Source organism: Mesorhizobium captivum (assembly GCF_033977165.1).
Classification (GTDB): domain Bacteria; phylum Pseudomonadota; class Alphaproteobacteria; order Rhizobiales; family Rhizobiaceae; genus Mesorhizobium; species Mesorhizobium captivum.
Map to the genome: position 1 here is coordinate 32,708 of NZ_JAVIJB010000006.1, position 26,149 is coordinate 58,856.

Genomic DNA, 26,149 nt, shown 5'->3' on the forward strand with positions numbered 1-26,149 from the left:
AACCGAGTATGCGGACAAGGGCGGTCATGCGTGCAACCGCAGATGTTGCGTAGTCATCAAATTCGGCAACCCAGGCGTTCGTATGAATTCAGCGGCCATTCCATCAGCCCTGAACCCCGTCGACCTGAATCTGCGGGCGTCCTTGATTGTAGCAAGCGATTGGTGTTCCTCGAAGCAAACCACGCGCATGTTCTTGCGACCGGCCTGAATGATGGTTTCCAACGTGTAGGTATAGCTGTTGAACACGATCAGCCGCTGCGCCGCGTCTTTCGAGATAGCGCGAAAGCCACTCGGAGCATCCCGGACGTCGTTGCTGCTGGTCACACGAACTACCCAGCTACCCAACTTCTGCAGCAGCTTTTTTAGCGGGGAGAAGTGCTCGATCTCCGATATCGGCCGCGCCGACAACCATATCCGCGCGGCCACCGAGAACTGGCCCGTAAGCAAGGGAATGTGATCCACGCCATGTTCCTGGGCGACCTTGATGGTAGCGTCGACGCTTCCTGTACGCGGCGGGTCACTCAGCGTCGTCGCGAGCGTCTCCGCCTCGCTGTAGCAAGGTATCTGGATAATCAGTTTCGGCAGGCCGCGGACTTTTCGATTTTCGGGGGTGGACACTTCCCGTGCAACTAATTTTAGCATCCTCAGGGCATTGTGCGAGAAGTTTTCCGACCACCGGATCGTATTTCCAACTTGGAGTTTAGTGAATTGACGGGAGGTATGGAATGGTTTCACAACGAGGACAAATGTCCGGGATCCTTTGCCTAATTCATTTCCGGAGACACCATTGAAAATAGGGATCGATGGCAGGAATCTTGGATCGGCCACCGACGGGATCGGCCGATTCGTCCACAAGTCGATCAAGGCGCTTTCGGCGCTCGGTGCTGAGGTTTGCGTTTACGCTCCGGCAAAGATCAATGCCAATTACGAGCTACCCCATGACGTAACCCTGCGGACAGGCACATTTCATGCCCTCCCTGCGCGAGCGCTGTGGGGGCAGGCCATGCTGCCGTCCTGGGCCGCGCGTGACAAGGTGGAGGTGTTCTGGGGGCCGTCCCATCGCCTGCCGCTCGTGCTTGATAGCCGAATCGCACAGGTGGTCACCATTCACGATCTCGTCTGGGTGCACGCGCCCGAGACCATGCGTGCGCGGACCTTGATCGGCGAGCGCCTCCTGATGAAACCCGCCTTGCGCAAGGCCGATGTCGTGGTCGCCGATTCGACGGCCACGGCGAGCGCGTTGACGCGCGCATTTCCCTGGCTGAAATCGCCGGTCGCCACCGTCGCCCCCGGCACGGCCGCGCTGCCGGTTCCGGGCGATGTTTCGAGTCTCGAGCCGCTCGGCATAACCAGGCCCTACGCGCTTTTCGTCGGCACGCTCGAGCCCCGCAAGAATCTCGCCAATCTGATCACGGCCTATGGCCTGCTGCCGGCCGGCACCCGCTCGTCCTGCGACCTGGTCATCGTCGGCGGCAAGGGATGGAAACAGACGCGCCTGGCCGATCAGGTGCGCGGCGGCGGCTTGCAGACCAACATCAAGTTCACCGGGTTCGTCGACGATCGTGTGCTTGCCACGCTTTATGCGAATTGTCTGTTTCTGGCGATGCCGTCGCTCTATGAAGGCTTCGGCTTCCCGATCGTCGAGGCGCAGTCGTTCGGCAAACCGGTGCTGACGTCGAACACGTCGTCGATGCCTGAAGTCGCTGGAGACAATGCCGTGCTCGCCGACCCGAACGATCCCGCGGCGATCTCCGCTGCATTCGACCGCCTCTGCAGCGATGCGGAATTCCGCAACGGAATCGCCGTCGGCGCGCGCGAGAATGCCGCGCGATTTACCTGGGAGAATCACGCCAGGGGCATGCTGCGGATCTTCGAGCAGGCCATCCGGCAAAGACGAAAGACCCTCGTTTGAAAGTCCTGCATTTCTTCAAGACATACTGGCCGGATAGCTTCGGCGGGGTGGAGCGCACGATCCATGCCATCGCTCAAGGCACGGCTGCTTATGGCGTCGAAACCGAAGTGCTGTCGCTGAGCCCGGCTCCGGACGAAAACACGAAACGCCTGGACGGCCACATGGCGCGGAAAGCCAGGCTGGATTTCGAGCTGGCGTCGACCGGGTTTTCGCGCGAGGTCTTTCGCAAGTTCGGCGCGCTCGCCCGACAGGCCGACCTTGTCCATTACCACTTTCCATGGCCGGTCATGGACATGGTGCATTTCCAGTCCCGTCACGGCAAGCCGGCCGTCGTCACCTATCATTCCGACATCGTCAAACAAAGGCTCATCCTGCCTTTCTACCGGCCTTTGATGATGCGCTTCCTGGGGGATGTCGACGCGATCGTGGCGACGTCGCCGAACTATCTCGAGTCGAGCCCGGTTCTCAGGGCATTCAGGGCCAAATCGAAGGTTATTCCCATCGGCATCGACGAGGGCGCCTATCCCTCGCCGGGCGAGGCCGACGACAATTGGTGCCGGTCGACGGTAGCGGAGCCGTTCGTGCTGTTCGTCGGCGTGCTGCGTTACTACAAGGGGCTGGATGTTTTGATCCAGGCAGCCTCCCGGGCGCGGTGCAAGATCGTCATTGCCGGCGCCGGGCCGGTCGAGCGGGAACTAAGGCAACAGGCCGAGACACTGGGCCTCGACAATGTGATTTTTCTCGGCGAGGTGGCCGAGCCGCGCAAGATGGCGCTGCTGCACAATTGCCGCGGCCTGGTTTTTCCCTCGAACCAAAGGTCGGAGGCCTATGGGCTTTCGCTGGTCGAGGCGGCGATGTGCGGCAAGCCGATGATTTCTTGCGAGATCGGAACGGGCACAAGCTACGTCAACAAAGCCGGCCAGACCGGGCTCGTGGTCCCTCCGTCGGATCCGGCGCTCCTTGCCGAAGCGATCAACCGGCTGATCGACCAGCCGACCGTGGCGGCGAATTGGGGACGGGCCGCGCGCGATCGATATGTCCGCCTGTTCACCGCCGAAAGGATGGGGAAATCCTATGCCGAGCTCTACCGTCAGCTCGAGGGTCGTATTCACTGACAGGAGCGCCACGGCCTTTCCGGCCTGGACGAGGAGCTCAGCCGTTTTGCGATATCCGCCGCCGATAGGGTTTTCATGGACACTTGGCGGACCCTGCGATCTCCAAAAAACCTCTGGCGGTCCCCCCAACTCCGCGCTAATGCGATAACCGGGTGACGGGGCTGGGATTTTGCAATCCGGAGTGGTGGCGGGCGCTGGCCGGTCCGGAGCCGTTCTGGTAATTGTATCCCCACGCCTGGAGTTCAGTACTACCCAATGACCGCCTACGCAGAAGCCGTATCGGGAATCCGACCGAAGATGCGGCGCGCCATCATCATGGTTCAGGACCTTATCATGGTCCTGATCGCGGTGGCGCTTAGCCTAACTCTCTCGCAGTCGCGGCTTTCCTTCGACGCGTTCTCCTCCGGCGGGCTTGCCTGCTGGGCGCTCATCGTGCTCGCCGCCCATGTGCTGTTTCGCTATAGCGGCCTTTACAGCACGGTCTGGCGCTTTGCTTCCACGCCCGATTTCTTCAACATCCTGAAGGGCTGCGGCAGCCTGACGGTGGTCCTCTATTTGGCCGCGGTTGCCTTCCGCTCCTTCTTCCAGCCGGTTTCCGGCCTCAACGAGCGCCAGTTCATCGTCTTTTTCCTGGTCTCCTTCACCATCATTTCTGCGCCCAGGCTTTACTATCGCTTCCTTCGCGACGGCGCGAGCTGGCGCATCCTGCGCCGCGCGGCCAGCGACGCCTCGGTCAAGCAGGCGCTGTTCATCGGCCGGTTGAGCGAGGCCGACGTGATCGTCCGCTTCACGCGCACGGCTGTGCCGGCCGAATACGCCATCGCCGGCATCATGGCGACCGAGAGCGACGCGCCGCTCGGCACCCAGATCCAGGGCGTTCCGGTCGTGGCGCTCAGGCCGCGCCTGGTCGAGGTGCTGGAGGAGTATGTCAAGGGCACGGAAAACCTCGACCTCCTGATCTTCGGCAAAGGCATCGAGCGCGAGATCGAGGACTATGCCGAGCTGGTGCGCGTCGCCCGCCACAGCGGCATCGCCGTCGTCCAGTTCTCCGGCCTTTCGGAACTGGGGCAGGGCGGCAAGCTGGTTCTCGATGCCGTCGAGATGGAAACCATCATGCGCCGCTCGGCGGTCGCCACCGACACGACGCGCATCGGCGCCTTCGTCGGCGGCAAGCGCGTGCTGGTCACCGGCGGCGCCGGCTCCATAGGCCGTGTCCTGGTCAAGCGCGCGCTGGAGCTCGGCGCCGAGGCGGTGCTGGTGGCCGACAATTCCGAGTTCGGCATTTTCCAGCTCGATCAGCTGATCGACGAGAAAGACCGCGGCCGGCTGACCAGCCGCATCGTCGACGTCACCGACCGGTCTCACATGATGCGCCTCGTCGGCGAGTTCAAACCCGCGATCATCTTTCACGCCGCGGCGCTGAAGCACGTGCCGCTGCTCGAAGAGAACTGGGAAGCGGCGATCGAGACGAATGTCTTCGGCACGCTCGCCTGCGCCGAGGTCGCCGCCGAATGCGGGGTGCCGCAATTCCTGCTGATTTCCAGTGACAAGGCCGTCGACCCGACTTCGGTGCTCGGCGTCACCAAGCGGGCGGCCGAGCAGATCGTCTCCTCGCTGCATGAAACCCATGCCGCGCCCTCGCTTATCCATGCCGGCGGGCTGAACGGCCATCAGGCCGGCGCGCATCACGCCCATCGCGTGGGCGCGCATCGTCCCGGCACCAAATTCATCGCCGTGCGCTTCGGCAATGTCTTCGGCTCCAACGGCTCGGTGGCGACCGTCTTCCAGGCGCAGATCGAGGCCGGCGGGCCGGTCACCATCACCGACCGGCGCATGACCCGCTATTTCATGACGGTGGCCGAAGCGGTCGACCTCGTCATCATGTCGGCAGCCGATGCCGAGCAGCGCCAGGGCAGCGACGACTACGCCATCTACATGCTCGACATGGGCAAGCCCGTGCCGATCCTCGAAGTCGCCGAAACCATGATCCGCATGGCCGGCAAAAGCCCCCACACCGACATTGCGATCCGCTTCACCGGCATCAGGCCCGGCGAGAAGCTGCATGAGACGCTGCATGGCGAGAACGAAGAGGTCGTCAAGCTCGATACCGCCAAGCTCTTCGGCCTCAGGAGCGACGTCGTGGAATGGCCGAGGATCGAGGCCGCGCTGCCGGCGCTGGTGGCCGCGATGAACGATCGGGACAAGGCAGCCGCGCTTGCCATCCTGGCGGGGCTCTACCGGGCGGAGCAAAGCGCCGTCGGCGCGCCCGAGCAGACGGCGCCGAAAACGGTCGGACAGATCGGCTGACACATGTTGCCCCAAGTCCGCTACGTTGGCGCCGGATCCGAGCCGTGACGGCAAAGCGGGCTTTCGATCTCATTGTCGCGGCCGTGATGCTGGCGGTGACGTCGCCTATCGTGCTCACCGCCATGCTGGCGATTCGGGCGACGTCGCCTGGGCCCGCCATCTTCTCGCAGCCGCGCGTCGGGCGGGGGGGCGCTGTCTTTGCCTGCCACAAGCTGCGCACGATGCATCGCAACACCCCCTCCTTGCCCACGCATGAGGCGCCGGCCAGTTCGATCACCGCGGTCGGCAAGGTGCTGCGCCGGACCAAGATCGACGAGCTGCCGCAGCTCTGGAACGTGCTGAAAGGCGAGATGAGCCTTGTCGGGCCCCGTCCGTGCCTGCCGACACAGACGGAGCTGATCGGGCACCGTCAGCGGCTGGGCGTGCTGCCGGCGCTTCCGGGCATCACCGGGCTCGCGCAGATCAAGGGCATCGACATGTCCGACCCAAGTCTCTGCGCCGAGACCGACGCCGCCTACCTCAAGGCTGCCTCCATCGGCCTCGACGTCAAAATCCTTATTGGCACATTTTACCGGGCCTGACCGGCCTGTCGCGCCAGTTCGCGAAGCCGGTCGAACGTGTCGGCCTCCGGCGCCCAGCCTTCCGATGCCAGCAGCGACGGATCGCAGATCTGGGTCGCGCTCAAGGCCTGCCAGGCCGCCTGCTTGCCAAGCAACGTCGCCGCTAGGCGGAGCGATATCGCCGGCACGGGCAAAAGACGCCGCGGACGGCCGAAACCCTGCCGGAACGCGGTGATGATTTCGGACATGGCAAGAGGAGTGGCGTTGCCCGCGACATAGGCCGGGCGAAGCGGTCCGGGACGGCTAAGTAGGTGCAGCACCACGTCCGCTGCCGTCTCGGGCGCGATCAGGGAACGCACGCCCACAAGCGCGCCGGTCGGCAGCGGCAGGGCTGAGTCGGCAAGCCGCATCAGCGACGCCAAGTTGCCCTTCATGCCCTCGCCATAAACCGGCGGCAGGCGCAGCGCCGTGGCATCCGCACGCCCGGTGGACGCGTAGGCCTCGAGCGTCCCGACCTCGCCTTCACGCTTGGAGCGGCCATAGGCGCATTGCGGGGCGGGGGGCGTCGCCTCATTGATCGTGCCGCTGAAGCCGGGACCGGCTACGGCCCGGATCGAGGAAAGATAGATGAAACGCCCGCCGGTACCAATGGCCGCAGCTTTGGCCAGCCGCCCGGTCAACGCCGCATTGGCAGCCCGGTAGTCGGCTTCGCTGGCGTTCCGGTCGTTGTTGAGCGCGGCGCAGTGGACGACATGCGTCACATCGCGCATCAGTGCCGGGAAGGCCTCGTCGGGCGCATCAACGCCAGGCAGCAGAACGTCATGGTCTGCGGCCGACAGTCTTTCCAGTCGGCGTGAGGCGACCCGTACCTCGAATCCAGCCCCTTGCAACCGGCCGACGACCTTGCGCCCAATGAAGCCTGTCGCGCCGGTGACCAGAACCTTCATGAATGGTGGCTGGTGTTCGGCGCCATTGCGGCGGCGCCCTTGACGATCGGCGGCACCGTTCGACCGCAGGCCAGATAGGTACCGCAGACCAGGAACACCATCAGCGTCGAATCGAAAATGTCGTGGCCGACGATGATGCCGGTCAGCCCGCCGATCAGGTAGGTGATGACCGTGACGATGATCATCGTTGCGCCGAACCGTTCCACCGGGTCGGCGCTGAGGCGCAGCGTCCTTGCCGCATTCCGGGCCGCGACCACGAATATGGCAGCAAGCGCCAGCGCCCCCAACAAACCGGCCTGCACCGCCGCGGTGAGGAAGCCGTCGTGATAGTGGTTGTAACCTGCGGTCATGCCGAATTGATCGTGGAAACCCTGTTTCATCAGCGCCCGGCTGCCCGAGATGCCATGGCCGAAAATCGGCATCTCGCGAAAGGCGCCGACGCCGATTTCCCACATCGCAACGCGCAGGCCGATCGCCGTCGAGTGATCGCCTTTGGTGGTAAGTGCATCCCAGTCGCTGAACAGAAAGTCGGCGCGGTCCATGATGACGGGGAAGCCGATGGCCGCGACCAGCAGGCAGGCCGCGCCTGCGATCAACGCCCCGCGCGTCAGGTTGGCTCTGTTGAACCTTCGGCGGTTGATCAGGAGGACGGCGATGGCGGCGATCGGCAGGGCAAGCCAGATGATGCGCGATCCGGAAAGAAGGATCGCCACCACCCCGGCGAGTGTCGCGCCGGCCAGCGGCTTCCAGCCCTTCACGATCCCCGAGAGCGCGCCGGCAAGGCACATCATGGCGGCAAGACAGGTGACCGTCGCGAACACGATCGCATTTCCGGCCCCGCCCTCGGCCCGCATGCCGACCCAGTGATACTGAACGACGGCGATGACCAGCGCGCCGCAACATGCCGCGGCACTTGCAAGCACGACGATGCGCGCAAGGGTGAGCTTCTCAGTGATGCTCCAGGTCGAATAGGAAAACGGGAAGAACAGCAAGGTGATCAGCGCCAGGAAATATTTCAAATCCGCCCCGAGCGCACCATTGACGATTGAAGCAAGGACCATGGCCACGCAATAGGCATAGATCGCCACCGTCATGGCAAGCATCGGCCCGTCGATGTTGAATCGCCGCCGCCTGAAGGCGAGCAGGAAAACGGACCACAGCCCGCCGCCGTTGAAGACGAAGCTCACCACCGATCCCAGCACGGGCGGCGAGAAGAAGCAGATGATCGAGAAGTAGATGTTGATCTGTGTCGGCGTGAGGTGGCGCCGGAGCGATGTAAACGGGTTCAATGCCTTGCTTCGCAATCTTCCAGGTTGTGCGCAGACCCGCGGCGGTGGCAGTTGCCCTCGACCCCGTTCTGTCGCGCCTCGCCCCGTTTCCCGCGCCGGTATAGCGTTTGGCTCCGATCTCCGATAGGGCAGCCGAAGGATGTTCAGCCAAAAATCGCCGACGTGGTCGAAAGCCGTTGGAAGTCAATCTAGCCGATCGAGGCAATAGGTTTGTTCGGTGCCTCTCTATTGCTCAGCTTGCCTGGGAGGATTTTCCGTCTTATCTGGCTTACTTGGAAAATTCATTCCCGAACCGCAGTGCTCGGCGCGCGTCTTGCATTGTTATGGATAATGGCGATCTGCTAGAACGCCCGCCAGAATGTCCAGGGCTTGACGGGCTGTTTGAGGGAAACCGCGCCAATCGCCTGCAGCAAGGTTCTGGCCGGCACGAAAGAACGCTCAACAGTCCATGAACATCGCGCTCACCCATCTGCAGCGGCTTGAGGCCGAGTCCATCCACATATTCCGTGAGGTTGCGGCCTCTTTCTCCAAGCCGGTGATGCTCTATTCGGTCGGCAAGGATTCCTCGGTGCTGATGCATCTGGCCATGAAGGCCTTCTATCCGGCCAAGCCGCCATTTCCCTTCCTGCATGTCGACACGACCTGGAAGTTCCGCGAGATGATCGCCTTTCGCGACCAGATGGCGCAGAAGCTAGGCTTCGACCTGCTCGTCCATGTCAACGAGGACGGCGTACGCGACAACATCAATCCGTTCGATCACGGCTCCAACACCCACACCCATGTGATGAAGACGGTGGCGCTGCGCCAGGCGCTCGACAAATACGGCTTCGACGCGGCTTTCGGCGGCGCCCGCCGTGACGAGGAGAAGTCGCGCGCCAAGGAGCGTATCTTTTCCTTCCGCAACGCGCAGCACGCCTGGGACCCGAAGAACCAGCGGCCGGAGATGTGGAAGATATTCAACACCCGCATCGCGCCGGGCGAGTCGATCCGCGTCTTTCCGCTGTCCAACTGGACCGAGCTCGACATCTGGCAGTATATTTTGCAGGAAAATATCCCGATCGTGCCGCTCTATTTCGCCAAGGAACGGCCGGTTGTCGAACGCGACGGCATGCTCATCATGAAGGATGACGATCGCATGCAACTGCGCCCCGGCGAGACGGTCGAGAACCGTCTCGTGCGTTTCCGCACGCTGGGCTGCTATCCGCTGACGGGGGCCATCGAATCCGATGCCGACACGCTGGAAGCCATTGTCGGCGAGATGCTGACCGCCCGCACGTCCGAGCGCCAGGGCCGCCTCATCGACCGCGACGAGGCCGGCTCCATGGAAAAAAAGAAGCGCGAGGGGTATTTCTGAGCATGCGTCACATCCTGGCCAAGAGCCTCGCCGCGACCGACTCGATCCGCGACTACATGACCGCGCAGGAAAAGAAGTCGCTGCTGCGCTTCCTCACCTGCGGCTCGGTCGACGACGGCAAGTCGACGCTGATCGGCCGGCTGCTTTCCGACACCAAGCAGATTTTCGAGGACCAGCTCGCCGCGCTCGAGCGCGATTCGCGCAAGCATGGCACCACCGGCGAAGACGTCGACTTCGCGCTCCTGGTCGACGGGCTGGAGGCCGAGCGCGAACAGGGCATCACCATCGACGTCGCCTACCGCTTCTTCGCCACGCCGAAGCGCAAGTTCATCGTCGCCGACACGCCCGGCCACGAGCAGTACACGCGCAACATGGCGACCGGCGCCTCGACCGCCGATCTCGCCATCGTGCTGATCGACGCGCGCCAAGGCGTTCTGCGCCAGACGCGTCGCCATTCGATCATCGCTTCGCTGCTCGGCATCCGCCACATCGTGCTTGCCGTCAATAAGATCGACCTCGTCGGCTTCGACAAGACCGTCTTCGACAGCATCGTGGCGGATTACACCGACTTCGCGAAAGGGCTGGGCTTCACAAGCATCATGCCGATCCCGATGTCGGCGCGTTTTGGCGACAACGTCACCACGCGCTCCGAGCGCACGCCCTGGTATTCCGGGCCGTCGCTGATCGAACACCTGGAAACCGTGTCGGTCGACGAGGCGGCCGTCGAACTGCCGTTCCGCTTCCCGGTGCAGTATGTAAACCGTCCGAACCTCGATTTTCGCGGCTTTGCCGGCACCATCGCCTCTGGCACGGTTTCTGAAGGTGACGAGGTCGTGGTCGCCAAGTCGGGCAGGGCTTCCCGCGTCAAGCGCATCGTCGCGCATGGGGGCGATCTTGAGCGGGCGGTTGCCGGCCAGGCCATCACGCTCGTCCTGGAGGACGAGGTCGAGGTGTCGCGCGGCAACATGCTGGTGTCGCCCGCGACGCGTCCGCAGGTCGCCGACCAGTTCGCCGCCAACATCGTCTGGTTCGACGAACAGGCGCTGCTGCCGGGCCGATCCTATATCCTGCGAACTGAAACCGACCAGGTCAGCGCCACCGTCACCGAACTGAAGTACCGGGTCAACGTCAACGATTTCGCGCATGAGGCGGCGAAGTCGCTCGACCTTAATGAGGTCGGCGTCTGCAATCTCTCGACGCGGGCGCCGATCGCCTTTGATCCCTTCGCCGAGAACCGCACCACCGGCGCCTTCATCCTGATCGATCGCATCAGCAATGCCACCGTCGGCGCCGGTATGATCCTGCATTCGCTGCGCCGTGCCGAAAACATCCACTGGCAGTCGCTCGATGTCGGCAAGCGCGGCCGCAGCGACCTGAAGAACCAGCGCTCGGCCGTGTTCTGGTTCACCGGCCTGTCCGGCTCGGGCAAGTCGACCATCGCAAATCTCTTCGAGAAGAAGCTGTTCGCGTCCGGCCGTCACACCTATATTCTCGACGGCGACAATGTCCGCCACGGCCTAAACCGCGATCTCGGCTTCACCGATGCCGACCGCGTGGAGAACATCCGCCGCGTCGCCGAAGTGGCCAAGCTGATGGCCGATGCCGGCCTGATCGTCATCGTCTCCTTCATCTCGCCCTTCAGCGCCGAGCGGCGCATGGCGCGTGAGCTGATGGGCGAGGGCGAATTCGTCGAAGTGTTCGTCGACACGCCGTTCGAGGAATGCGCCCGCCGTGATCCGAAGGGCCTTTACGCGCGCGCTTTGAGCGGCGAGATCAAGAATTTCACCGGCGTCGATTCCCCCTATGAGGCGCCGGAGAATCCCGAAATCCATCTCGAGACTCTCGGCAAGAGCCCGCAGGAGATGGCGGAAGCCCTGGAACACTGGCTGGACGAGCGCGACATTGCCGAAGAGCAGTATGACAATGGCGGCGGTATCTGACGACGAGGCGATGCTCGGCGTCTTCGAGCGCCTGGCGCTCGATGCCGGGCGCGAGGTCATGCGCGTCTTCCACGAGGGCTGCGCGGTCGAGAAGAAGTCCGACTCTTCGCCTGTGACCGAAGCCGATCGCGAAAGCGAGAAGATCATCCTCGCCGGCCTTCGCTCCGCTTATCCGGACATCCCTTGCGTGGCCGAGGAGGAGGTTGCGGCGGGCATCGCCATGCCCGACCTCGACGGCACTTTCTTCCTGATCGATCCGCTCGACGGCACCAAGGAATTCGTCAACCGCCGCACCGATTTCACCGTCAACATCGCGCTCGTGCGCCATGGCGTGCCGGAAGTCGGCGTCGTCTTCGCGCCCTGCACCGGGCGTTTTTTCTCCGGCCGGCCGGGCAAGGCGGAAGCGATCGAAGTGGATGGCGACTATCGCATCGTCGGCCGACGTCCGATTGCCGTGCGGGCAGGGGGCACGCCGCTCGCCGTCGTCGCCAGCCGCTCGCACAACACGCCTGAGACCGACGCCTTTATCCGCGATCTCGGCGCCGCCGAGATCGTCTCCATAGGATCGTCGCTGAAATTCTGCCTGCTCGCCGCCGCCGAGGCCGACGTCTATCCGCGTTTCGGCCGCACCATGGAATGGGACACCGCGGCGGGCGATGCAGTGCTGCGCGCCGCCGGCGGCATGACGCGCACGCTGGACGGCGAGCCGCTCGTCTACGGCAAGCGCAACCAGGCCAGCGACACCGATTTCGCCAACCCGCATTTCATCGCGACGGGGAAGAGCGGGGCTATCGTTTCGTCATCCTAGGGCGGAGCAAGGAGCGAAGCGACGCGGCGCAGACCCTAGGATCCATGCCGTGACGCTAAAGCGTTGCAACGGTTGCAGAATTCTGCTCCGCCGCGCGCTGCATGTAGGTCACGGCATGGATCCTCGGGTCAAGCCCGAGGATGACGAAGGAACCGGCTACGCCGCCGCTACATGCGCCGAGTTCGACCCGACGTAATTCCTGATAGTCTCGATGATCTTGTCCTGGTCGGCTTCGCTCAGATAGGCGTGCATCGGCAGGCACAGGATCTGTTTCGGCAGCTTTTCCGAAACGGCGAGGCCGGTCGGCGTGCGCGGATAGTCGCGATAGGCGACCTGCTCATGCAGCGGCTTCACATAGTAGATCACCGACGGAATGCCCTTCTCGCCGAGATGGGCCTTCAACCCGTCGCGCTTCGGCGTCTCGATCGCATACTGCGCCCAGGCCGAGCGGCCGTGGCCGAGGTTGCGCGATGCCTTGACGATGTCGCCAAGCCCTTTGGCATAGCGGTCGGCGACTGCTTGCCGGGCCACCATCTCTTCCTCGAGGATGGAGAGCTTCTCGATCAGGATCGCTGCCTGCAGCGTGTCGAGGCGCGAATTGATGCCGACGCGGACGTTGTCGTATTGCGTCTCGCCCTTGCCGTGGAAGGCGAAGGATCTGAGCTTGTCGGCCAGCGCAGCATCATTGGTGAACATCGCGCCGCCGTCGCCATAGCAGCCGAGGGGCTTCGCCGGGTAAAAGCTCGTCGAGCCGACATGGCCGAAGGCGCCGCACATTGTGCCGTCGGCGGAGCCGCCCATCGACTGGGCCGCGTCCTCGATCACCAGCAGGTTTTCGCGCTTGGCGATCGCCATGATCGCCTCGTAGTCGGCCGAAAGCCCGAACAGGTCGACCGGGATGATCGCCTTCGGCGTCAAGTGGCCTTCCTTCCTGATCATCTCGATCGCCGCCTCGAGGCTGGCGATGTCGATGTTGTAGGTGTCGGGATCGACGTCGACGAAGACCGGCTCGGCCTTGGCGAGCGCCACCACTTCGGCCGTCGCGGCGAAGGTGAAGCTCGGCACGAACACGGCGTCGCCCGGGCCGATGCCGGCGGCAAACAGCGGCAGAAGCAGCGCATCGGTGCCGTTGGCGCAGGCCACCACATGCTTGACGCCGACGTAGGCCGCGAGCTTGTTCTCGAATTCGGTAACCTGGGGCCCGAGGATGTAACGCCCGTCTTCGACCACACGGTCGATCGCGGCCTTCAACCGGTCGCGGATTCGTTCGCGCTGCGCGCCAAGATCGATGAACTGCATGTCGGCCTCAATGGCTTCAAAATGCTGGAGCGTGCTTTCCGGCTGGACGCACGTCGCTGCTATCAATAACCGGCCCGCTGGTACCAGACTTGGCACGGCTGAAAAAGCCGGCCACGGCCGAGGCGAATTGCGCAAGTGTCGCAGTCTGTTACCGTCTTTTGCCGGCGTACTGCCCGAAGAAGCCGGAAAATCCGGGCTTCCGGGTGCATTCTCGGAGCCTTCTATCGCGCTGTTCCGGTCCTTGGAAACATAAAGTGATCGGTCGGGAAGGGCCTCGTGGACAGCCGATCAGGCGATTTCCTGCCGCCAGGGCGGGTTGGCGCCGGCCCGCGACACAGTCACTGCGGCCGCCTTGGCGCCGAGCTCCAGCGCCTTGCGGATCGCGTCTTCCGAGAGACCGCCGATCGCCGCCTTGGTGAGCAGGCCCTGTTCGTGCAGCGAGGCGAGGATGCCGGCATTGAAGGTGTCGCCGGCGCCGACCGTGTCGACCACCTTCACCTTCTGCGGCACGACTGTGACCTTGTGTTCCCGGCTGTAGCCGACCGCGCCTGCGCTGCCATGGGTGACGACGATCAGCTTGGGGCCGCGGTCCAGCCAGTTGCGCACGACGTCCTCATGCGAGCCTGCTTCGTCGAACCAGTTGAGGTCTTCGTCCGAGAGCTTGACGATGTCGGCCATCGCCATCATCTCGCGGATGCGCCGCAGATGCTTGGCCTTGTCCGGGATGAAGTTCGGCCGGATGTTGGGGTCGAGCATCATCACCCGGCTCTTGTGCTCGCGCCGCATGAACTCCTCATAGGCGGATCCCGCAGGTTCCGAAATCAGGCTGATGGCGCCGAACAGCATCGCCTCGATTTCGGCCCCGAGCTTCGGCAGGTCCTCGATGGTCAGCATCCGCCCGGCGGTGTTCTCGTCATAGAAGGTGTAGGTCGCCTGGCCGTTGGTGAGCCGCACGAAGGCAAGCGTCGTGGGTTTTGGCGAGGTGTGGGCATAGGTCGAGCTCACCTTGCTTGCTCCGAGCGCCTCGCGGAGCTGGCCGCCGAACAGGTCGGAGGAAAGGCCGCAGAAGAAGCCCGCCGGCGCGCCGAGCCGCCCAAGCGCGATCGCGCTGTTGAACACCGCGCCGCCGACATAAGGCGCGAAGGCCGCTTCGCCTTCCGTCGTCATGCGCGGCAGCATGTCGATCAGGGCTTCGCCACAGCAAAGGATCATTTCTTGTCGGTCTCCGGCGGCTGGATCACGCCCTTGCGGATGATGATGTTGGCATAGAGCCTGGGTTCGCTGGTCGCGACGATCGCGTGCGCGGCCTTGACCCGTGCATAGAAGTCGGCGCCGGCCAGCGCAATCACCTTGTGGCCCGGCGCGCGCCTCGCGCAGACCGCTTCCATCTCGCGATGCACGGGATCGGCGAGCACCGGATCGCCTTTGACCGAGGCGCGAAACAAAGCCTCCGGCGCCGTCTCGTCTACCGGAAGCACGCTCAAAACGGCATCGAGCACCGGAATGACGTGATGGCCGTCGGCGCGGATCAGCCTGCGTGCCTGTTCCTCGGCGGGATAATTTCCGTCGACGATGGCGATCTCGTCACCGTGACCCATGGCTCGCAGCGTCGCCAGAAGCTGCGGGCCGAGCAGCGGCGGGATGCCGATCAGCATGGTCAGGCGCTCCTGGAAATCGTGGTCGGTCCGATCAGGAAGCGCTCCGAAAGCGGCAGGCTGGCGCCGCCCAGCGCCCGCGCATGGATGCCGACCGTTCCTTCGCGCACGACGGGCAGCTTCAACCCTTCGGCGTCGATGCCGGCAATCGCATCCGTGACCGCATCGACAAGCCGCCGCCGCACCTTAAGCGGCATCCAGCCGTCGATCACCGCCGCTTCGAAATCGATGACCGAGGAGGCGGCGACGATCGCATAGGCCAGCGCCTGCGAAGCGCTGGCGATCCAGTCATCGAGCTCGGTGCCGATCTCGCCCCATTCCTGCGGCGAGGTCCAAAGATATGAGCCGTCGATGCCCTTGGCGCTGAGCGCCTTTTCCAGAATCGCGATCGAGGCGACGTCGATGAGCTGCGTCGGCTTGCCGTCCGGCCCCGGCACCGGCATCGAGCCCAGTGCGCCTGCGTTTCCGGTCGGCCCGCCGAACAGGCGGCCGTTGAGCACGATGCCGCCGCCGGCAAAGGCGCCGATGTAGAAATAGACGAAGTCGCGCGCGGCGCCCGCCTGGCCGAAGACGAGCTCCGCCCCGCAAGCGGAAGTGGCGTCGTTTTGCAGATAGACCGGAAACTCGCACTGTGCCTGGATGTCGGCGCGAATGTCGCGGTGGCGCCATTCGTCCATGATCTCGCGCGGCGCGCCGGCGGTGTCGGCCCAGCTCCAGAGCTCGAACGGCATGGCGATGCCGAGTCCGGCGATGCGCTTGTCCTGCGCCGGCGTCAGTTCGCCGCGCATCTTTCCGATCCCCGCGGTGACGAACTCGACAGTCTCGCGCGGCGCCGGATAGCGGTAGGAATTCTGCAGCATCGCGCGCACATTGCCGAGGAAGTCGATCAGCACCAGCTCCGCGCTGCGGCGGCCGATCTTGAGGCCGATGAAGAAGGCGCCTTCCGGGTTGAGCGCCATCGGGATCGACGGCTGGCCGATCTTGCCGCGCAGCGGGGCCTGGCGGACGAGCAGCTTGTCTTCCTCGAGTTCCCGCATGATGACCGACACCGTCTGCGCCGACAGCCCGGTCATGCGCGCAATGTCGGATTTGGCAAGGCTGCCATGCTGGCGCACCAGCGACAGCACGAGCCGTTCATTGTGGTCGCGCATACCGCTCTGGTTGGTGCCGCGATGCAGGCGGCTCTCCAGAGCCTCGGGCGAACCGTGCCTCGCAATGCCGGTCTCCACCCCTGTTCCTCCCGTCGGTTTTCCCCAAACTGCTTTTCGTTCAGAATGAGTGAACGGCGCAAGCCTGTCAATAATAAATAAGAGTGATTTAATTATTGACAGACGCGCTGGACTGGTGTCTTTTGAGGTGGCGTCCACGCTGGGAGAATGGTTGGATGCGCTTGAGGCGCCGGGTTGGCCGGCGTCCCGAATGGTTCCATTGGGAGGAAATCGTGACCAAGAAATCGCTGCTGAAGTCCACCGTGTTCGCGGCGGCCGGGCTGGGCCTGCTCGCATTCGCCTCGTCCGCGTCGGCCGCTGGTGTCGGCGCCTGCCTGATCACCAAGACCGACACCAATCCCTTCTTCGTCAAGATGAAGGAGGGCGCGACCGCCAAGGCAAAAGAACTCGGCGTCGACCTCAAGACCTATGCCGGTAAGATCGACGGCGACAGCGAGAGCCAGGTCGCGGCGATCGAAAGCTGCATCGCCGACGGCGCCAAGGGCATCCTGATCACCGCCTCCGACACCAAGGGCATCGTGCCGACGGTGAAGAAGGCGCGCGATGCCGGCCTGCTGGTGATCGCGCTCGACACGCCGCTCGATCCGATCGATGCCGCCGACGCCACTTTCGCCACCGACAATCTGGAGGCCGGCAAGCTGATCGGCGCCTGGGCCGCCGCCACGCTCGGCGACAAGGCCAAGGACGCCAAGATCGGCTTCCTCGACCTGACGCCGTCGCAGCCGACGGTGGACGTGCTGCGCGACCAGGGCTTCATGATGGGCTACGGCATCGACGTGAAGGATCCGAACAAGATCGGCGACGAGGACGATCCGCGCATCGTTGGTCACGACGTCACCAACGGCAACGAGGAAGGCGGCCGCAAGGCGATGGAGAACCTCCTGCAGAAGGACAACACCATCAACGTCATCCACACCATCAACGAGCCCGCCGCCGTCGGCGCCTATCAGGCGCTCAAGGCCGTCGGCCTCGAGAAGCAGGTGCTGATCGTCTCCGTCGACGGCGGCTGCCCGGGCGTCAAGTCGGTGACCGAAGGCGTGATCGGCGCCACCTCGCAGCAATATCCGCTGCAGATGGCCGCGCTCGGTATCGAGGCGATCGCCGCCTTCGCCAAGGACGGCACCAAGCCGAAGCCGACCGAAGGCAAGAACTTCTTCGACACCGGCGTCAACCTCGTCACCGACAAGCCGGCCAACGGCGTGAAGTCGATCGACACCAAGGAAGGCCTCGCCAAGTGCTGGGGCTGATGCTGGCCTGACCGGCAACAAACCTTGCGGCCGGGGCTTGATCCCCGGCCGCATCGGGTGGACGATGCGCTTTCGTAAGCGCTGACATTCCTGGCGACAGACCGGATAGCGTGGACGGCGTGTGGGGCAGTGAGCAGGCTCCGCACAGACGGGAGGAGACATGTCTCAGATTCAGGAATTCGAGAAAGTACTCTCGGGCAGCGACACAAATGTCGCTGCCTTCGAGGAGCACGGCAAGTCGTTCGTCAAGCGCGCCCAGCACTTCCTGCACTCCACGCCGGCGGCAGTGCCGCTGATCGTGCTGGTGCTGTCGGTCATCATCTTCGGCATTGCCATCGGCGGACGTTTCTTCTCGTCCTACACGCTGACGCTGATCCTGCAGCAGATCGCCATCGTCGGTATTCTGGGCGCCGCCCAGACGCTGGTCATTCTGACCGCCGGCATCGATCTCTCGATCGGCGTGATCATGGTGATTTCAGCCGTGATCATGGGCAACTGTGCCCTCACTTACGGGATGCCGACCCTTCTCGCGGTGGTCGTAGGGCTTGCCGCTGGCGGCGCCTGCGGCCTGCTCAACGGTCTGCTGGTCGCTTACATGAAGCTGCCGCCCTTTATCGTCACGCTCGGCACCTGGAACATCGTCATGGCCACGAATTTCATCTATTCGGCCAATGAGACGATCCGCGACGCCGACGTCGATGCCCAGGCGCCGCTGCTTCACCTGTTCGCGATGAGCTTCAGGGTCGGTTCCGCCGTCCTGACGGCCGGCGTCATTGCCACGGTCGTGCTGGTGGCGGTGCTTTGGTATGTGCTCAATCACACGGCCTGGGGCCGCCATGTCTACGCCGTCGGCGACGATCCGGAGGCGGCCAAGCTCTCCGGCATCCAGACCAAGAAGGTGCTGATGGCCGTTTACACGCTTGCCGGCCTGATCGCCGCCTTCGCGGCCTGGGTCTCGATCGGCCGCAACGGCTCGATTTCGCCGTCCGCCGCCGTCACCGACTACAATCTGCAGGCGATCACCGCGACGGTGATCGGCGGCATCTCGCTCTTCGGCGGCCGCGGCTCGATCCTCGGCACGCTGTTCGGCGCCATGATCGTCGGCGTCGTCTCGATGGGCCTCAACATGCTGGGCGCCGATCCGCAATGGAAAGTGCTGCTCACCGGCGTGCTGATCATCGGCGCCGTGGCGATCGACCAATGGATCAGAAAGGTTTCGGTGTGACCATGACTGAGCAGGCTGTCCTCACCGCGCGCGGCCTCACCAAGCGCTATGGCCGCGTGACCGCGCTCAACAACTGCGACTTCGATCTCTATCCGGGCGAAATCCTGGCGGTGATCGGCGATAACGGCGCCGGCAAGTCGACGCTGATCAAGGCGATCTCTGGTGCTGTGCATGCCGACGAGGGGGTGATCGAGCTGGATGGCAAGCAGGTGCAGTTCAAATCGCCCATCGAGGCCCGCGAGGCAGGCATCGAGACCGTCTACCAGAACCTGGCGCTGTCACCGGCGCTGTCGATCGCCGACAACATGTTCCTCGGCCGCGAGATCCGCAAGGCGGGCCCGCTCGGCAGCTGGTTCCGCATGCTCGACCGTCCGGCAATGGAGAAGCGCGCCCGCGACAAGCTCACCGAACTCGGCCTGATGACCATCCAGAACATCAGCCAGGCGGTGGAAACGCTCTCGGGCGGCCAGCGCCAGGGCGTCGCGGTGGCGCGCGCCGCCGCCTTCGGCTCCAAGGTGGTGATCATGGACGAGCCGACGGCTGCGCTCGGCGTCAAGGAAAGCCGCCGCGTGCTGGAGCTGATCCTCGACGTCAAGAAGCGCGGCCTGCCGATCGTGCTCATTTCGCACAACATGCCGCATGTCTTCGAGGTGGCCGATCGCATCCACATCCACCGGCTTGGACGGCGCCTCTGTGTCGTCGATCCGAAGCAGATTTCGATGTCGGATGCCGTCGCGCTGATGACCGGCGCCAAGAAGCCGCCGGAGGACGCGCTGGCCGCCTGATCCCCATCAACCACGGTAAATAGCCGCAGGGACACAGCATGGACATCGTAGCCTAAATCGATTTAACATATGCTGCAATGCGGCAAAGTGGGGTGGGAGGAACGGTGAAAGTCGGTATGATCAGGCCAACCGAACGAGAGGCGATATGACATCCGCCATGACCATCGAAGCCCCCGCTCTCGACAATCCCGATCCCAAGACGCTCGCCGAGGAAGTCTTGCTGTCCCTGAAATACAGGGTCGGCAAGGACACCACAGTCGCCACGCCCTATGACTGGCTGACCGCCTCGATCAAGGTGGTGCGCGACCGCGTCGTCGATCACTGGATGCAGGCGACCAAGGAAGCTTACGACCAGCAGGAAAAGCGCGTCTATTATTTGTCGCTCGAATTCCTGATCGGCCGACTTATGCGCGACGCCTTCTCCAATCTCGGCCTGATGGAGAATATGCGCGAGGCGCTGGCCTCGCTCGGCGTGGACCTCGACCTGATCGCCGGCCTCGAGCCGGACGCAGCCCTCGGCAATGGCGGCCTCGGCCGGCTCGCCGCCTGCTTCATGGAAAGCATGGCGACCGTCGATATCCCGGCGCACGGCTACGGCATCCGCTACGCCAACGGCATGTTCCGCCAGGAGATCCATGACGGCTGGCAGGTCGAGCTGCCGGAAACCTGGCTCGACCACGGCAATCCGTGGGAGTTCGAGCGCCGCGAGCGTTCCTTCGAGGTCGGCTTCGGCGGCTCGGTGGAATCGATCACCTCCAAGGACGGCCGGCTCGAGCGCCATGTCTGGAAGCCGACCGAGCATGTGCTGGCCGTCGCCTACGACACGCCGGTCGCCGGCTGGCGCGCCAAGCGCGTCAACACGCTGCGGCTGTGGTCCGGCATGCCGATCGACCCGATCCTGCTCGACAAGTTCAACGCCGGCGACCACATCGGCGCGCTCGCCGAAAGCAACAAGGCCGACGCGCTGTCGCGCGTGCTTTATCCCGCTGATTCCCACATGGCCGGGCAGGAACTCAGGCTGAGGCAGGAATATTTCTTCTCGACCGCCTCGCTGCAGGACATCGTCCAGCGCCATCTCAGCCAATATGGCGACCTGAAGTCGCTGCCCGACAAGGCAGCGATCCATTTGAACGACACCCATCCCGCGGTCGCCGTGCCGGAGCTGATGCGGCTCTTGATGGATGTCCACGGCATGGATTTCGACCTTGCCTGGGATATCACCACGCGCACCTTCGCCTACACCAACCACACGCTTCTTCCCGAAGCGCTGGAAAGCTGGCCGGTGCCGTTGTTCGAGCGGCTGCTGCCGCGTCATATGCAGATCGTCTACGCCATTAACGCCCAGGTGCTTCTGGAGGCACGCACGACCAACCAGTTCTCCGGCGAGCAGATCGCTCGCATCTCACTGATCCAGGAAAACGGCGACCGTCGCGTGCGCATGGGCAATCTCGCCTTCGTCGGCTCGCATTCGATCAACGGCGTCTCGGCGCTGCACACGGAACTGATGAAGGAGACGGTGTTCGCCGATCTCCACAAGCTCTATGCGGACCGCATCAACAACAAGACCAACGGCATCACGCCGCGGCGCTGGCTGATCCAGTGCAATCCCGGCCTGACCGCGCTTGCCCGCGAGGCGATCGGCGGCCGCTTCATGGACGACATCGAGGCGATCAAGGATCTCGATCCTCTCGCCGACGATGCCGTTTTCCGAGAGAAGTTCGCCGCCGTGAAGCGGCAGAACAAGGCGAGGCTTGCGAACCTCGTCGCCGACCGGCTCGGCATCAAGCTCGACCCGTCGGCGCTGTTCGACATCCAGGTCAAGCGCATCCACGAATACAAGCGCCAGCTGCTCAATATCCTGGAGGCGATCGCGCTTTACGACCAGATCCGCTCGCATCCCGAGCGGGACTGGATGCCGCGGGTAAAATTCTTCGGCGGCAAGGCGGCGCCGAGCTACCACAACGCAAAGCTGATCATCAAACTGGCCAACGACGTCGCTAGGGTCATCAACCGCGATCCGGCGGTGCGCGGCCTGCTGAAGGTGGTGTTCGTGCCGAACTACAATGTCAGCCTGGCCGAGCTGATGATGCCGGCCGCCGATCTTTCCGAGCAGATCTCGACCGCCGGCATGGAAGCGTCCGGCACCGGCAACATGAAGTTCGCGCTGAACGGCGCCCTGACCATCGGCACGCTCGACGGCGCCAACGTAGAGATCAAGGAGCATGTCGGCGACGACAACATCTTCATCTTCGGCCTCACCACCGCCGAGGTCGCCGAACGGCGCAACAATGGCTACAATCCGCGGGGCGTGATCGAGGCTTCGCCGGAGCTGGCGCAGGCGGTGGCCGCGATCTCGTCCGGCGTCTTTTCGCCCGACGACCCCGACCGCTATCGCGATCTCATGAACGGCCTCTATCAGAGCGACTGGTTCATGGTGGCGGCTGATTTCGATTCCTACGCCGCCTGTCAGCGCGAGGTCGATGCCGTGTGGCGCAACAGTCCCGACTGGTACGCGCGCGCCATTCGCAACGTCGCCCGCGTCGGCTGGTTCTCGTCCGATCGCACCATCCGCCAATATGCGAAAGAAATCTGGAACGTACCTGCCTGATGTGATTGCATGAGGTCACGAACGATGCGGCCCCGGTGCATGCCGCCCAAAAGTGCATAGCGGTTTTGGGATTACGGCATGCACCAAAACAAGGACTGGTGCATGCCGCCCAAAAATGCATAGCGGTTTTGGGACTACGGCATGCACCAAAACAAAGACTGGTGCATGCCGCCCAAAAGTGCACAGCGGTTTTGGGATTACGGCATGCACCAAAACAAAGATCAGTGCATGTCACCCAAAAGTGCGAAGCGGTTTTGGGACAACGACATGCACCAAAACAAAGACTGGTGCCCGGGGAGGGCGACCGCCTGATGAGGAAGCCGCGCGCGACCGCTGCGACAAGCGGGCCGGACGGACTGGCGCCAGCCGGCGATGTCGCGGCGATTGTCGCCGGAACGCATGGCGATCCCTTTGCCGTCCTGGGCCTGCATGAAGCCGGCAAAGGCTTCGTCGCCCGCTGCTTCGTGCCCGATGCCGAATTCGTCACCGCCTACACGCTGACCGGCAGGGAGGTCGGGGACCTCATCCGCAGCAATGATGCCGGCTTCTTCGAAGGCAGGCTCTCGATCCGCAAGCGCCAGCCGCTGCGCTATCACGCCAGAAATGCCGGCGGCGATTGGTGGCTGACCGATCCCTATTCCTTCGGCCCGGTGCTGGGGCCGATGGACGACTACTACATGGCCGAGGGCTCGCATCTAAGGCTCTTCGACAAGCTCGGCGCCCATATCATCGAGCATGAGGGCGCGACCGGCGTGCATTTCGCCGTCTGGGCGCCCAATGCCCGGCGCGTCTCGGTGGTTGGCGCCTTCAACGACTGGGACGGCCGCCGGCACACCATGCGCTACCGCAAGGACACCGGCATCTGGGAGCTGTTCATTCCGGACCTCCGCGCCGGCCAGCCCTACAAGTTTGAGATCATTGGCCCCGACGGCGTCCGGCTGCCGCTCAAGGCCGACCCGTTCGCCTTCGAATCCGAGCTGCGACCTGCGACTGCCTCGGTAACGGCGCCGCCGATAGCGCATCAATGGGGCGACGAGGCGCACCGCAGCTTCTGGCAGAAGGCCGATCCCAGACGCGAGGCGATCTCGATCTACGAGGTCCATGCCGGCTCGTGGCAGCGCCGCGACGACGGCACGTTCCTGACCTGGGACGAGCTCGCCGCACGGCTGATCCCTTACGTGGTCGACACCGGCTTCACCCATATCGAGTTCCTGCCGATCTCCGAGCATCCTTACGACCCGTCCTGGGGCTACCAGACCACCGGCCTCTACGCGCCGACCGCGCGTTTCGGCGATCCCGACGGCTTCGCCCGCTTCGTCGACGGCGCCCATCGCGCCGGCGTCGGCGTCGTCCTCGACTGGGTGCCGGCGCATTTCCCGGTCGACGAGCATGGGCTGGTGCAATTCGACGGCACCGCTCTCTACGAGCATGCCGATCCGCGCCAGGGTTTTCATCCCGACTGGAACACCGCGATCTACAATTTCGGCCGCCGCGAGGTGGTGTCGTTCCTCGTCAACAACGCGCTGTTCTGGGCCGAAAAATATCATGTCGACGGTCTGCGCGTCGACGCGGTCGCCTCGATGCTCTACCTCGATTATTCGCGCAAGGCGGGCGAATGGATCCCCAACGAGAAGGGCGGGCGTGAGAACCTGCAGGCGGTCAGCTTCCTGCAGAAGATGAACAAGGAGCTTTACGGCCACCATCCCGGCGTGATGACGATCGCCGAGGAATCGACCTCATGGCCGAAGGTCTCGCGGCCGGTGCATGAGGACGGGCTCGGCTTCGGCTTCAAGTGGAACATGGGCTTCATGCACGACACGCTGGAGTATCTCTCCAAGGAGCCGATCTATCGCAAGCACCACCACAACGACGTCACCTTCGGCCTTGTCTACGCCTTCTCCGAGAATTTCGTCTTGCCGCTCTCCCATGACGAGGTCGTGCACGGCAAGGGCACGCTGCTTCACAAGATGGCCGGCGACGACTGGCAGAAGTTCGCGACGCTGCGCGCCTATTACGCCTTCATGTGGGGATATCCCGGCAAGAAGCTTCTGTTCATGGGGCAGGAATTCGCCCAGCGCCGCGAGTGGAGCGAGGAACGCGCGCTCGACTGGAACCTGCTGGACTTCGCACCGCATCGCGGCGTCTGGCAGGTGGTGCGGGATTTGAACTACCTCTACCGGTCGCGCCCGGCGCTGCATGCGCGCGACTGCGAGCCGGAAGGCTTCTCCTGGCTGATCGTCGACGATCGCAACAACTCGGTCTTTGCCTGGCTGCGCAGCGCGCCGGACGGCAATCCGATCGCCGTCATCTCCAATTTCACGCCGGTGCCGCGCGAGAACTATCGTGTGCCGCTGCCGAAGGCAGGCGAGTGGCGCGAGATCATCAACACTGACGCCGCCGATTATGGCGGCTCCGGCATGGGCAATGGCGGCATGGTCATAGCCAGCGGGGAAGGGGGCGGCACCTCGGCGCCGATGCTTCTGCCGCCGCTGTCGACGATCATGCTGGAATTCGTCGCGGACTGAAGCAGATGATAGCTCATCTTGCTGAAGCAAATTTCCGGACAGCTTAGGAGGGAGGCAAACAATGGCAGAGATCAAGAGACCCCAGCCGCTGGCGCGCGATGCCATGGCCTATGTGCTGGCCGGTGGCCGCGGCAGCCGCCTCAAGGAGCTGACCGACCGGCGCGCCAAGCCCGCGGTATATTTCGGCGGCAAGACGCGCATCATCGATTTTGCGCTGTCCAACGCGTTGAACTCCGGCATACGCCGTCTCGGCGTCGCCACCCAGTACAAGGCGCACTCGCTGATCCGCCACCTGCAGCGCGGCTGGAATTTCCTGCGGCCCGAACGAAACGAGAGCTTCGACATCCTTCCCGCCTCGCAGCGCGTGTCCGAAACGCAGTGGTATGAGGGCACGGCGGACGCCGTCTACCAGAACATCGACATCATCGAGGCCTACGGCCCCGAATACATGGTCATCCTCGCCGGCGACCACATCTACAAGATGGACTACGAGCTGATGCTGCGCCAGCACGTCGACGCCGGCGCCGACGTCACCGTCGGCTGCCTCGAAGTGCCGCGCATGGAGGCGACTGGCTTCGGCGTCATGCATGTCGACAAGAAGGACACCATCATCGCCTTCGTCGAAAAACCAGCCGATCCGCCCGGCATCCCCGACAAACCGGAGTTCGCCCTGGCATCGATGGGCATCTACGTCTTCAAGACCAAGTTCCTGATGGAGCAGCTGCGCCGCGACGCGGCCGAGCCAGGGTCCAGCCGCGACTTTGGCAAGGACATCATCCCTTACATCGTCGAGCACGGTAAGGCGATCGCCCACCGTTTCGCCAAATCCTGCGTGCGCTCCTCGCATGAGGCCGAGCCCTACTGGCGCGATGTCGGAACGGTCGACGCCTATTGGGAGGCCAATATCGACCTCACCGACATCACCCCGGAGCTCGACCTCTACGACCGCGACTGGCCGATCTGGACCTATGCCGAATTGAAGCCGCCGGCCAAGTTCGTGCATGACGAGGACGGCCGCCGCGGCGAGGCGATCTCCTCGCTGGTGTCCGGCGACTGCATCGTTTCCGGCGCATCGCTGCGCCGCAGCTTGATCTTCACCGGCGCGCGCATCAATTCCTACTCGAAGCTCGAGGAGGTGGTGATGCTGCCCGACGTCCAGGTAGGCCGCAACGCGCGCCTCAAGCGCGTCGTCATCGACCACGGCGTCCATATCCCCGAAGGACTGGTGGTGGGCGAGGATCCGGCGCTCGACGCCAAGCGCTTCCGCGTTTCGGAAAAGGGCATCTGCCTGATCACCCAGGACATGATCAACAAGCTGTCAACCTGATCAGCAAGTTGTCGACC

General features: G+C 63.8%; 20 protein-coding genes. 13 read left to right on the forward strand and 7 right to left on the reverse strand.

The features are described 5' to 3' along the window. Positions 1 to 24: 24 nt before the first annotated feature. Positions 25 to 864, reverse strand: a complete 840-nt coding sequence (locus RFM40_RS07525; RefSeq protein WP_320225687.1) for a glycosyltransferase family protein — start codon at positions 862 to 864, stop codon at positions 25 to 27. Between RFM40_RS07525 and RFM40_RS07530 the strand changes: the two genes are divergently transcribed. The 4 genes from RFM40_RS07530 to RFM40_RS07545 all read left to right on the forward strand — a co-directional run bounded on the left by RFM40_RS07530 (position 788) and on the right by RFM40_RS07545 (position 5,915). Then, complete coding sequence (locus RFM40_RS07530; RefSeq protein WP_320277353.1) at positions 788 to 1,912, forward strand: glycosyltransferase family 4 protein; 1,125 nt, start codon at positions 788 to 790, stop codon at positions 1,910 to 1,912. The genes RFM40_RS07525 and RFM40_RS07530 overlap by 77 nt on opposite strands. Next, on the forward strand, positions 1,909 to 3,027 hold the full coding sequence (locus RFM40_RS07535) for a glycosyltransferase (RefSeq protein ID WP_320225603.1): 1,119 nt from the start codon (positions 1,909 to 1,911) through the stop codon (positions 3,025 to 3,027). The genes RFM40_RS07530 and RFM40_RS07535 overlap by 4 nt, the downstream gene beginning before the upstream one ends. Before the next feature lie 255 nt (positions 3,028 to 3,282). Next, positions 3,283 to 5,334 carry a UDP-N-acetylglucosamine 4,6-dehydratase gene (locus RFM40_RS07540; protein ID WP_320225602.1) on the forward strand — a complete coding sequence of 684 codons (2,052 nt, stop codon included), beginning with the start codon at positions 3,283 to 3,285 and terminating at the stop codon, positions 5,332 to 5,334. Positions 5,335 to 5,420: 86 nt separating this feature from the next. Continuing rightward, positions 5,421 to 5,915, forward strand: a complete 495-nt coding sequence (locus tag RFM40_RS07545) for a sugar transferase (RefSeq protein WP_320220212.1) — start codon at positions 5,421 to 5,423, stop codon at positions 5,913 to 5,915. On the opposite strand, the gene RFM40_RS07550 is transcribed toward RFM40_RS07545, so the two are convergent. Continuing rightward, complete coding sequence (locus tag RFM40_RS07550) at positions 5,903 to 6,841, reverse strand: NAD-dependent epimerase/dehydratase family protein (RefSeq protein WP_320225601.1); 939 nt, start codon at positions 6,839 to 6,841, stop codon at positions 5,903 to 5,905. The genes RFM40_RS07545 and RFM40_RS07550 overlap by 13 nt on opposite strands. Next, positions 6,838 to 8,130, reverse strand: coding sequence for an O-antigen ligase family protein (locus RFM40_RS07555; RefSeq protein WP_320225600.1), 1,293 nt, complete (start codon positions 8,128 to 8,130; stop codon positions 6,838 to 6,840). The genes RFM40_RS07550 and RFM40_RS07555 overlap by 4 nt, the downstream gene beginning before the upstream one ends. A gap of 448 nt (positions 8,131 to 8,578) precedes the next feature. Here RFM40_RS07555 and cysD point away from each other — a divergent pair, with 448 nt between their 5' ends. From cysD to cysQ, 3 genes are read left to right on the forward strand one after another with little or no spacing between them, the layout of a single operon-like run. After that, positions 8,579 to 9,484, forward strand: a complete 906-nt coding sequence (cysD, locus tag RFM40_RS07560; RefSeq protein ID WP_126101397.1) for a sulfate adenylyltransferase subunit CysD — start codon at positions 8,579 to 8,581, stop codon at positions 9,482 to 9,484. Between the two features lie 2 nt (positions 9,485 to 9,486). After that, complete coding sequence (gene cysN / locus RFM40_RS07565; protein WP_320225599.1) at positions 9,487 to 11,424, forward strand: sulfate adenylyltransferase subunit CysN; 1,938 nt, start codon at positions 9,487 to 9,489, stop codon at positions 11,422 to 11,424. A gap of 10 nt (positions 11,425 to 11,434) precedes the next feature. Beyond that, positions 11,435 to 12,232, forward strand: a complete 798-nt coding sequence (gene cysQ / locus RFM40_RS07570) for a 3'(2'),5'-bisphosphate nucleotidase CysQ (RefSeq protein ID WP_320225682.1) — start codon at positions 11,435 to 11,437, stop codon at positions 12,230 to 12,232. A 156-nt stretch (positions 12,233 to 12,388) separates the two neighbouring features. On the opposite strand, the gene RFM40_RS07575 is transcribed toward cysQ, so the two are convergent. From RFM40_RS07575 to RFM40_RS07590, 4 genes are all read right to left on the reverse strand, one after another. Next, positions 12,389 to 13,531: a DegT/DnrJ/EryC1/StrS family aminotransferase gene (locus RFM40_RS07575; protein ID WP_320225598.1), complete on the reverse strand. Its 1,143-nt coding sequence runs from the start codon at positions 13,529 to 13,531 to the stop codon at positions 12,389 to 12,391. Positions 13,532 to 13,819: 288 nt separating this feature from the next. Next, positions 13,820 to 14,743: a carbohydrate kinase family protein gene (locus RFM40_RS07580; protein ID WP_320225597.1), complete on the reverse strand. Its 924-nt coding sequence runs from the start codon at positions 14,741 to 14,743 to the stop codon at positions 13,820 to 13,822. Continuing rightward, positions 14,740 to 15,186 carry an RbsD/FucU family protein gene (locus tag RFM40_RS07585; protein ID WP_320225596.1) on the reverse strand — a complete coding sequence of 149 codons (447 nt, stop codon included), beginning with the start codon at positions 15,184 to 15,186 and terminating at the stop codon, positions 14,740 to 14,742. The genes RFM40_RS07580 and RFM40_RS07585 overlap by 4 nt, the downstream gene beginning before the upstream one ends. A 2-nt stretch (positions 15,187 to 15,188) precedes the next feature. Further along, positions 15,189 to 16,415: an ROK family transcriptional regulator gene (locus RFM40_RS07590; protein WP_320225595.1), complete on the reverse strand. Its 1,227-nt coding sequence runs from the start codon at positions 16,413 to 16,415 to the stop codon at positions 15,189 to 15,191. Positions 16,416 to 16,627: 212 nt separating this feature from the next. Here RFM40_RS07590 and RFM40_RS07595 point away from each other — a divergent pair, with 212 nt between their 5' ends. From RFM40_RS07595 to glgC, 6 genes are all read left to right on the forward strand, one after another. After that, complete coding sequence (locus RFM40_RS07595) at positions 16,628 to 17,662, forward strand: sugar ABC transporter substrate-binding protein (RefSeq protein ID WP_126101390.1); 1,035 nt, start codon at positions 16,628 to 16,630, stop codon at positions 17,660 to 17,662. A 160-nt stretch (positions 17,663 to 17,822) separates the two neighbouring features. Continuing rightward, on the forward strand, positions 17,823 to 18,887 hold the full coding sequence (locus RFM40_RS07600) for an ABC transporter permease (protein WP_320225594.1): 1,065 nt from the start codon (positions 17,823 to 17,825) through the stop codon (positions 18,885 to 18,887). Further along, positions 18,863 to 19,672: an ATP-binding cassette domain-containing protein gene (locus tag RFM40_RS07605; protein WP_320277354.1), complete on the forward strand. Its 810-nt coding sequence runs from the start codon at positions 18,863 to 18,865 to the stop codon at positions 19,670 to 19,672. The genes RFM40_RS07600 and RFM40_RS07605 overlap by 25 nt, the downstream gene beginning before the upstream one ends. Before the next feature lie 145 nt (positions 19,673 to 19,817). After that, positions 19,818 to 22,280 carry a glycogen/starch/alpha-glucan phosphorylase gene (locus RFM40_RS07610; protein WP_320225592.1) on the forward strand — a complete coding sequence of 821 codons (2,463 nt, stop codon included), beginning with the start codon at positions 19,818 to 19,820 and terminating at the stop codon, positions 22,278 to 22,280. 311 nt (positions 22,281 to 22,591) lie between these two features. Beyond that, positions 22,592 to 24,805, forward strand: coding sequence for a 1,4-alpha-glucan branching protein GlgB (gene glgB, locus RFM40_RS07615; protein ID WP_320225591.1), 2,214 nt, complete (start codon positions 22,592 to 22,594; stop codon positions 24,803 to 24,805). Between the two features lie 61 nt (positions 24,806 to 24,866). Then, positions 24,867 to 26,132 carry a glucose-1-phosphate adenylyltransferase gene (glgC, locus tag RFM40_RS07620; RefSeq protein WP_320225590.1) on the forward strand — a complete coding sequence of 422 codons (1,266 nt, stop codon included), beginning with the start codon at positions 24,867 to 24,869 and terminating at the stop codon, positions 26,130 to 26,132. Positions 26,133 to 26,149 lie beyond the last annotated feature (17 nt).

Coding starts and splice junctions, on each gene's coding strand:
- RFM40_RS07550 (WP_320225601.1), bottom strand. CDS start 6,841: ATGAAGGTTCTGGTCACCGGCGCGACAGGCTTCATTGGGCGCAAGGTC.
- RFM40_RS07585 (WP_320225596.1), bottom strand. CDS start 15,186: ATGCTGATCGGCATCCCGCCGCTGCTCGGCCCGCAGCTTCTGGCGACG.
- RFM40_RS07575 (WP_320225598.1), bottom strand. CDS start 13,531: ATGCAGTTCATCGATCTTGGCGCGCAGCGCGAACGAATCCGCGACCGG.
- RFM40_RS07580 (WP_320225597.1), bottom strand. CDS start 14,743: ATGATCCTTTGCTGTGGCGAAGCCCTGATCGACATGCTGCCGCGCATG.
- cysQ (WP_320225682.1), top strand. CDS start 11,435: ATGCTCGGCGTCTTCGAGCGCCTGGCGCTCGATGCCGGGCGCGAGGTC.
- glgC (WP_320225590.1), top strand. CDS start 24,867: ATGGCAGAGATCAAGAGACCCCAGCCGCTGGCGCGCGATGCCATGGCC.
- RFM40_RS07600 (WP_320225594.1), top strand. CDS start 17,823: ATGTCTCAGATTCAGGAATTCGAGAAAGTACTCTCGGGCAGCGACACA.
- RFM40_RS07545 (WP_320220212.1), top strand. CDS start 5,421: ATGCTGGCGGTGACGTCGCCTATCGTGCTCACCGCCATGCTGGCGATT.
- cysD (WP_126101397.1), top strand. CDS start 8,579: ATGAACATCGCGCTCACCCATCTGCAGCGGCTTGAGGCCGAGTCCATC.
- RFM40_RS07540 (WP_320225602.1), top strand. CDS start 3,283: ATGACCGCCTACGCAGAAGCCGTATCGGGAATCCGACCGAAGATGCGG.
- glgB (WP_320225591.1), top strand. CDS start 22,592: ATGAGGAAGCCGCGCGCGACCGCTGCGACAAGCGGGCCGGACGGACTG.
- RFM40_RS07605 (WP_320277354.1), top strand. CDS start 18,863: ATGGATCAGAAAGGTTTCGGTGTGACCATGACTGAGCAGGCTGTCCTC.
- RFM40_RS07610 (WP_320225592.1), top strand. CDS start 19,818: ATGACATCCGCCATGACCATCGAAGCCCCCGCTCTCGACAATCCCGAT.
- cysN (WP_320225599.1), top strand. CDS start 9,487: ATGCGTCACATCCTGGCCAAGAGCCTCGCCGCGACCGACTCGATCCGC.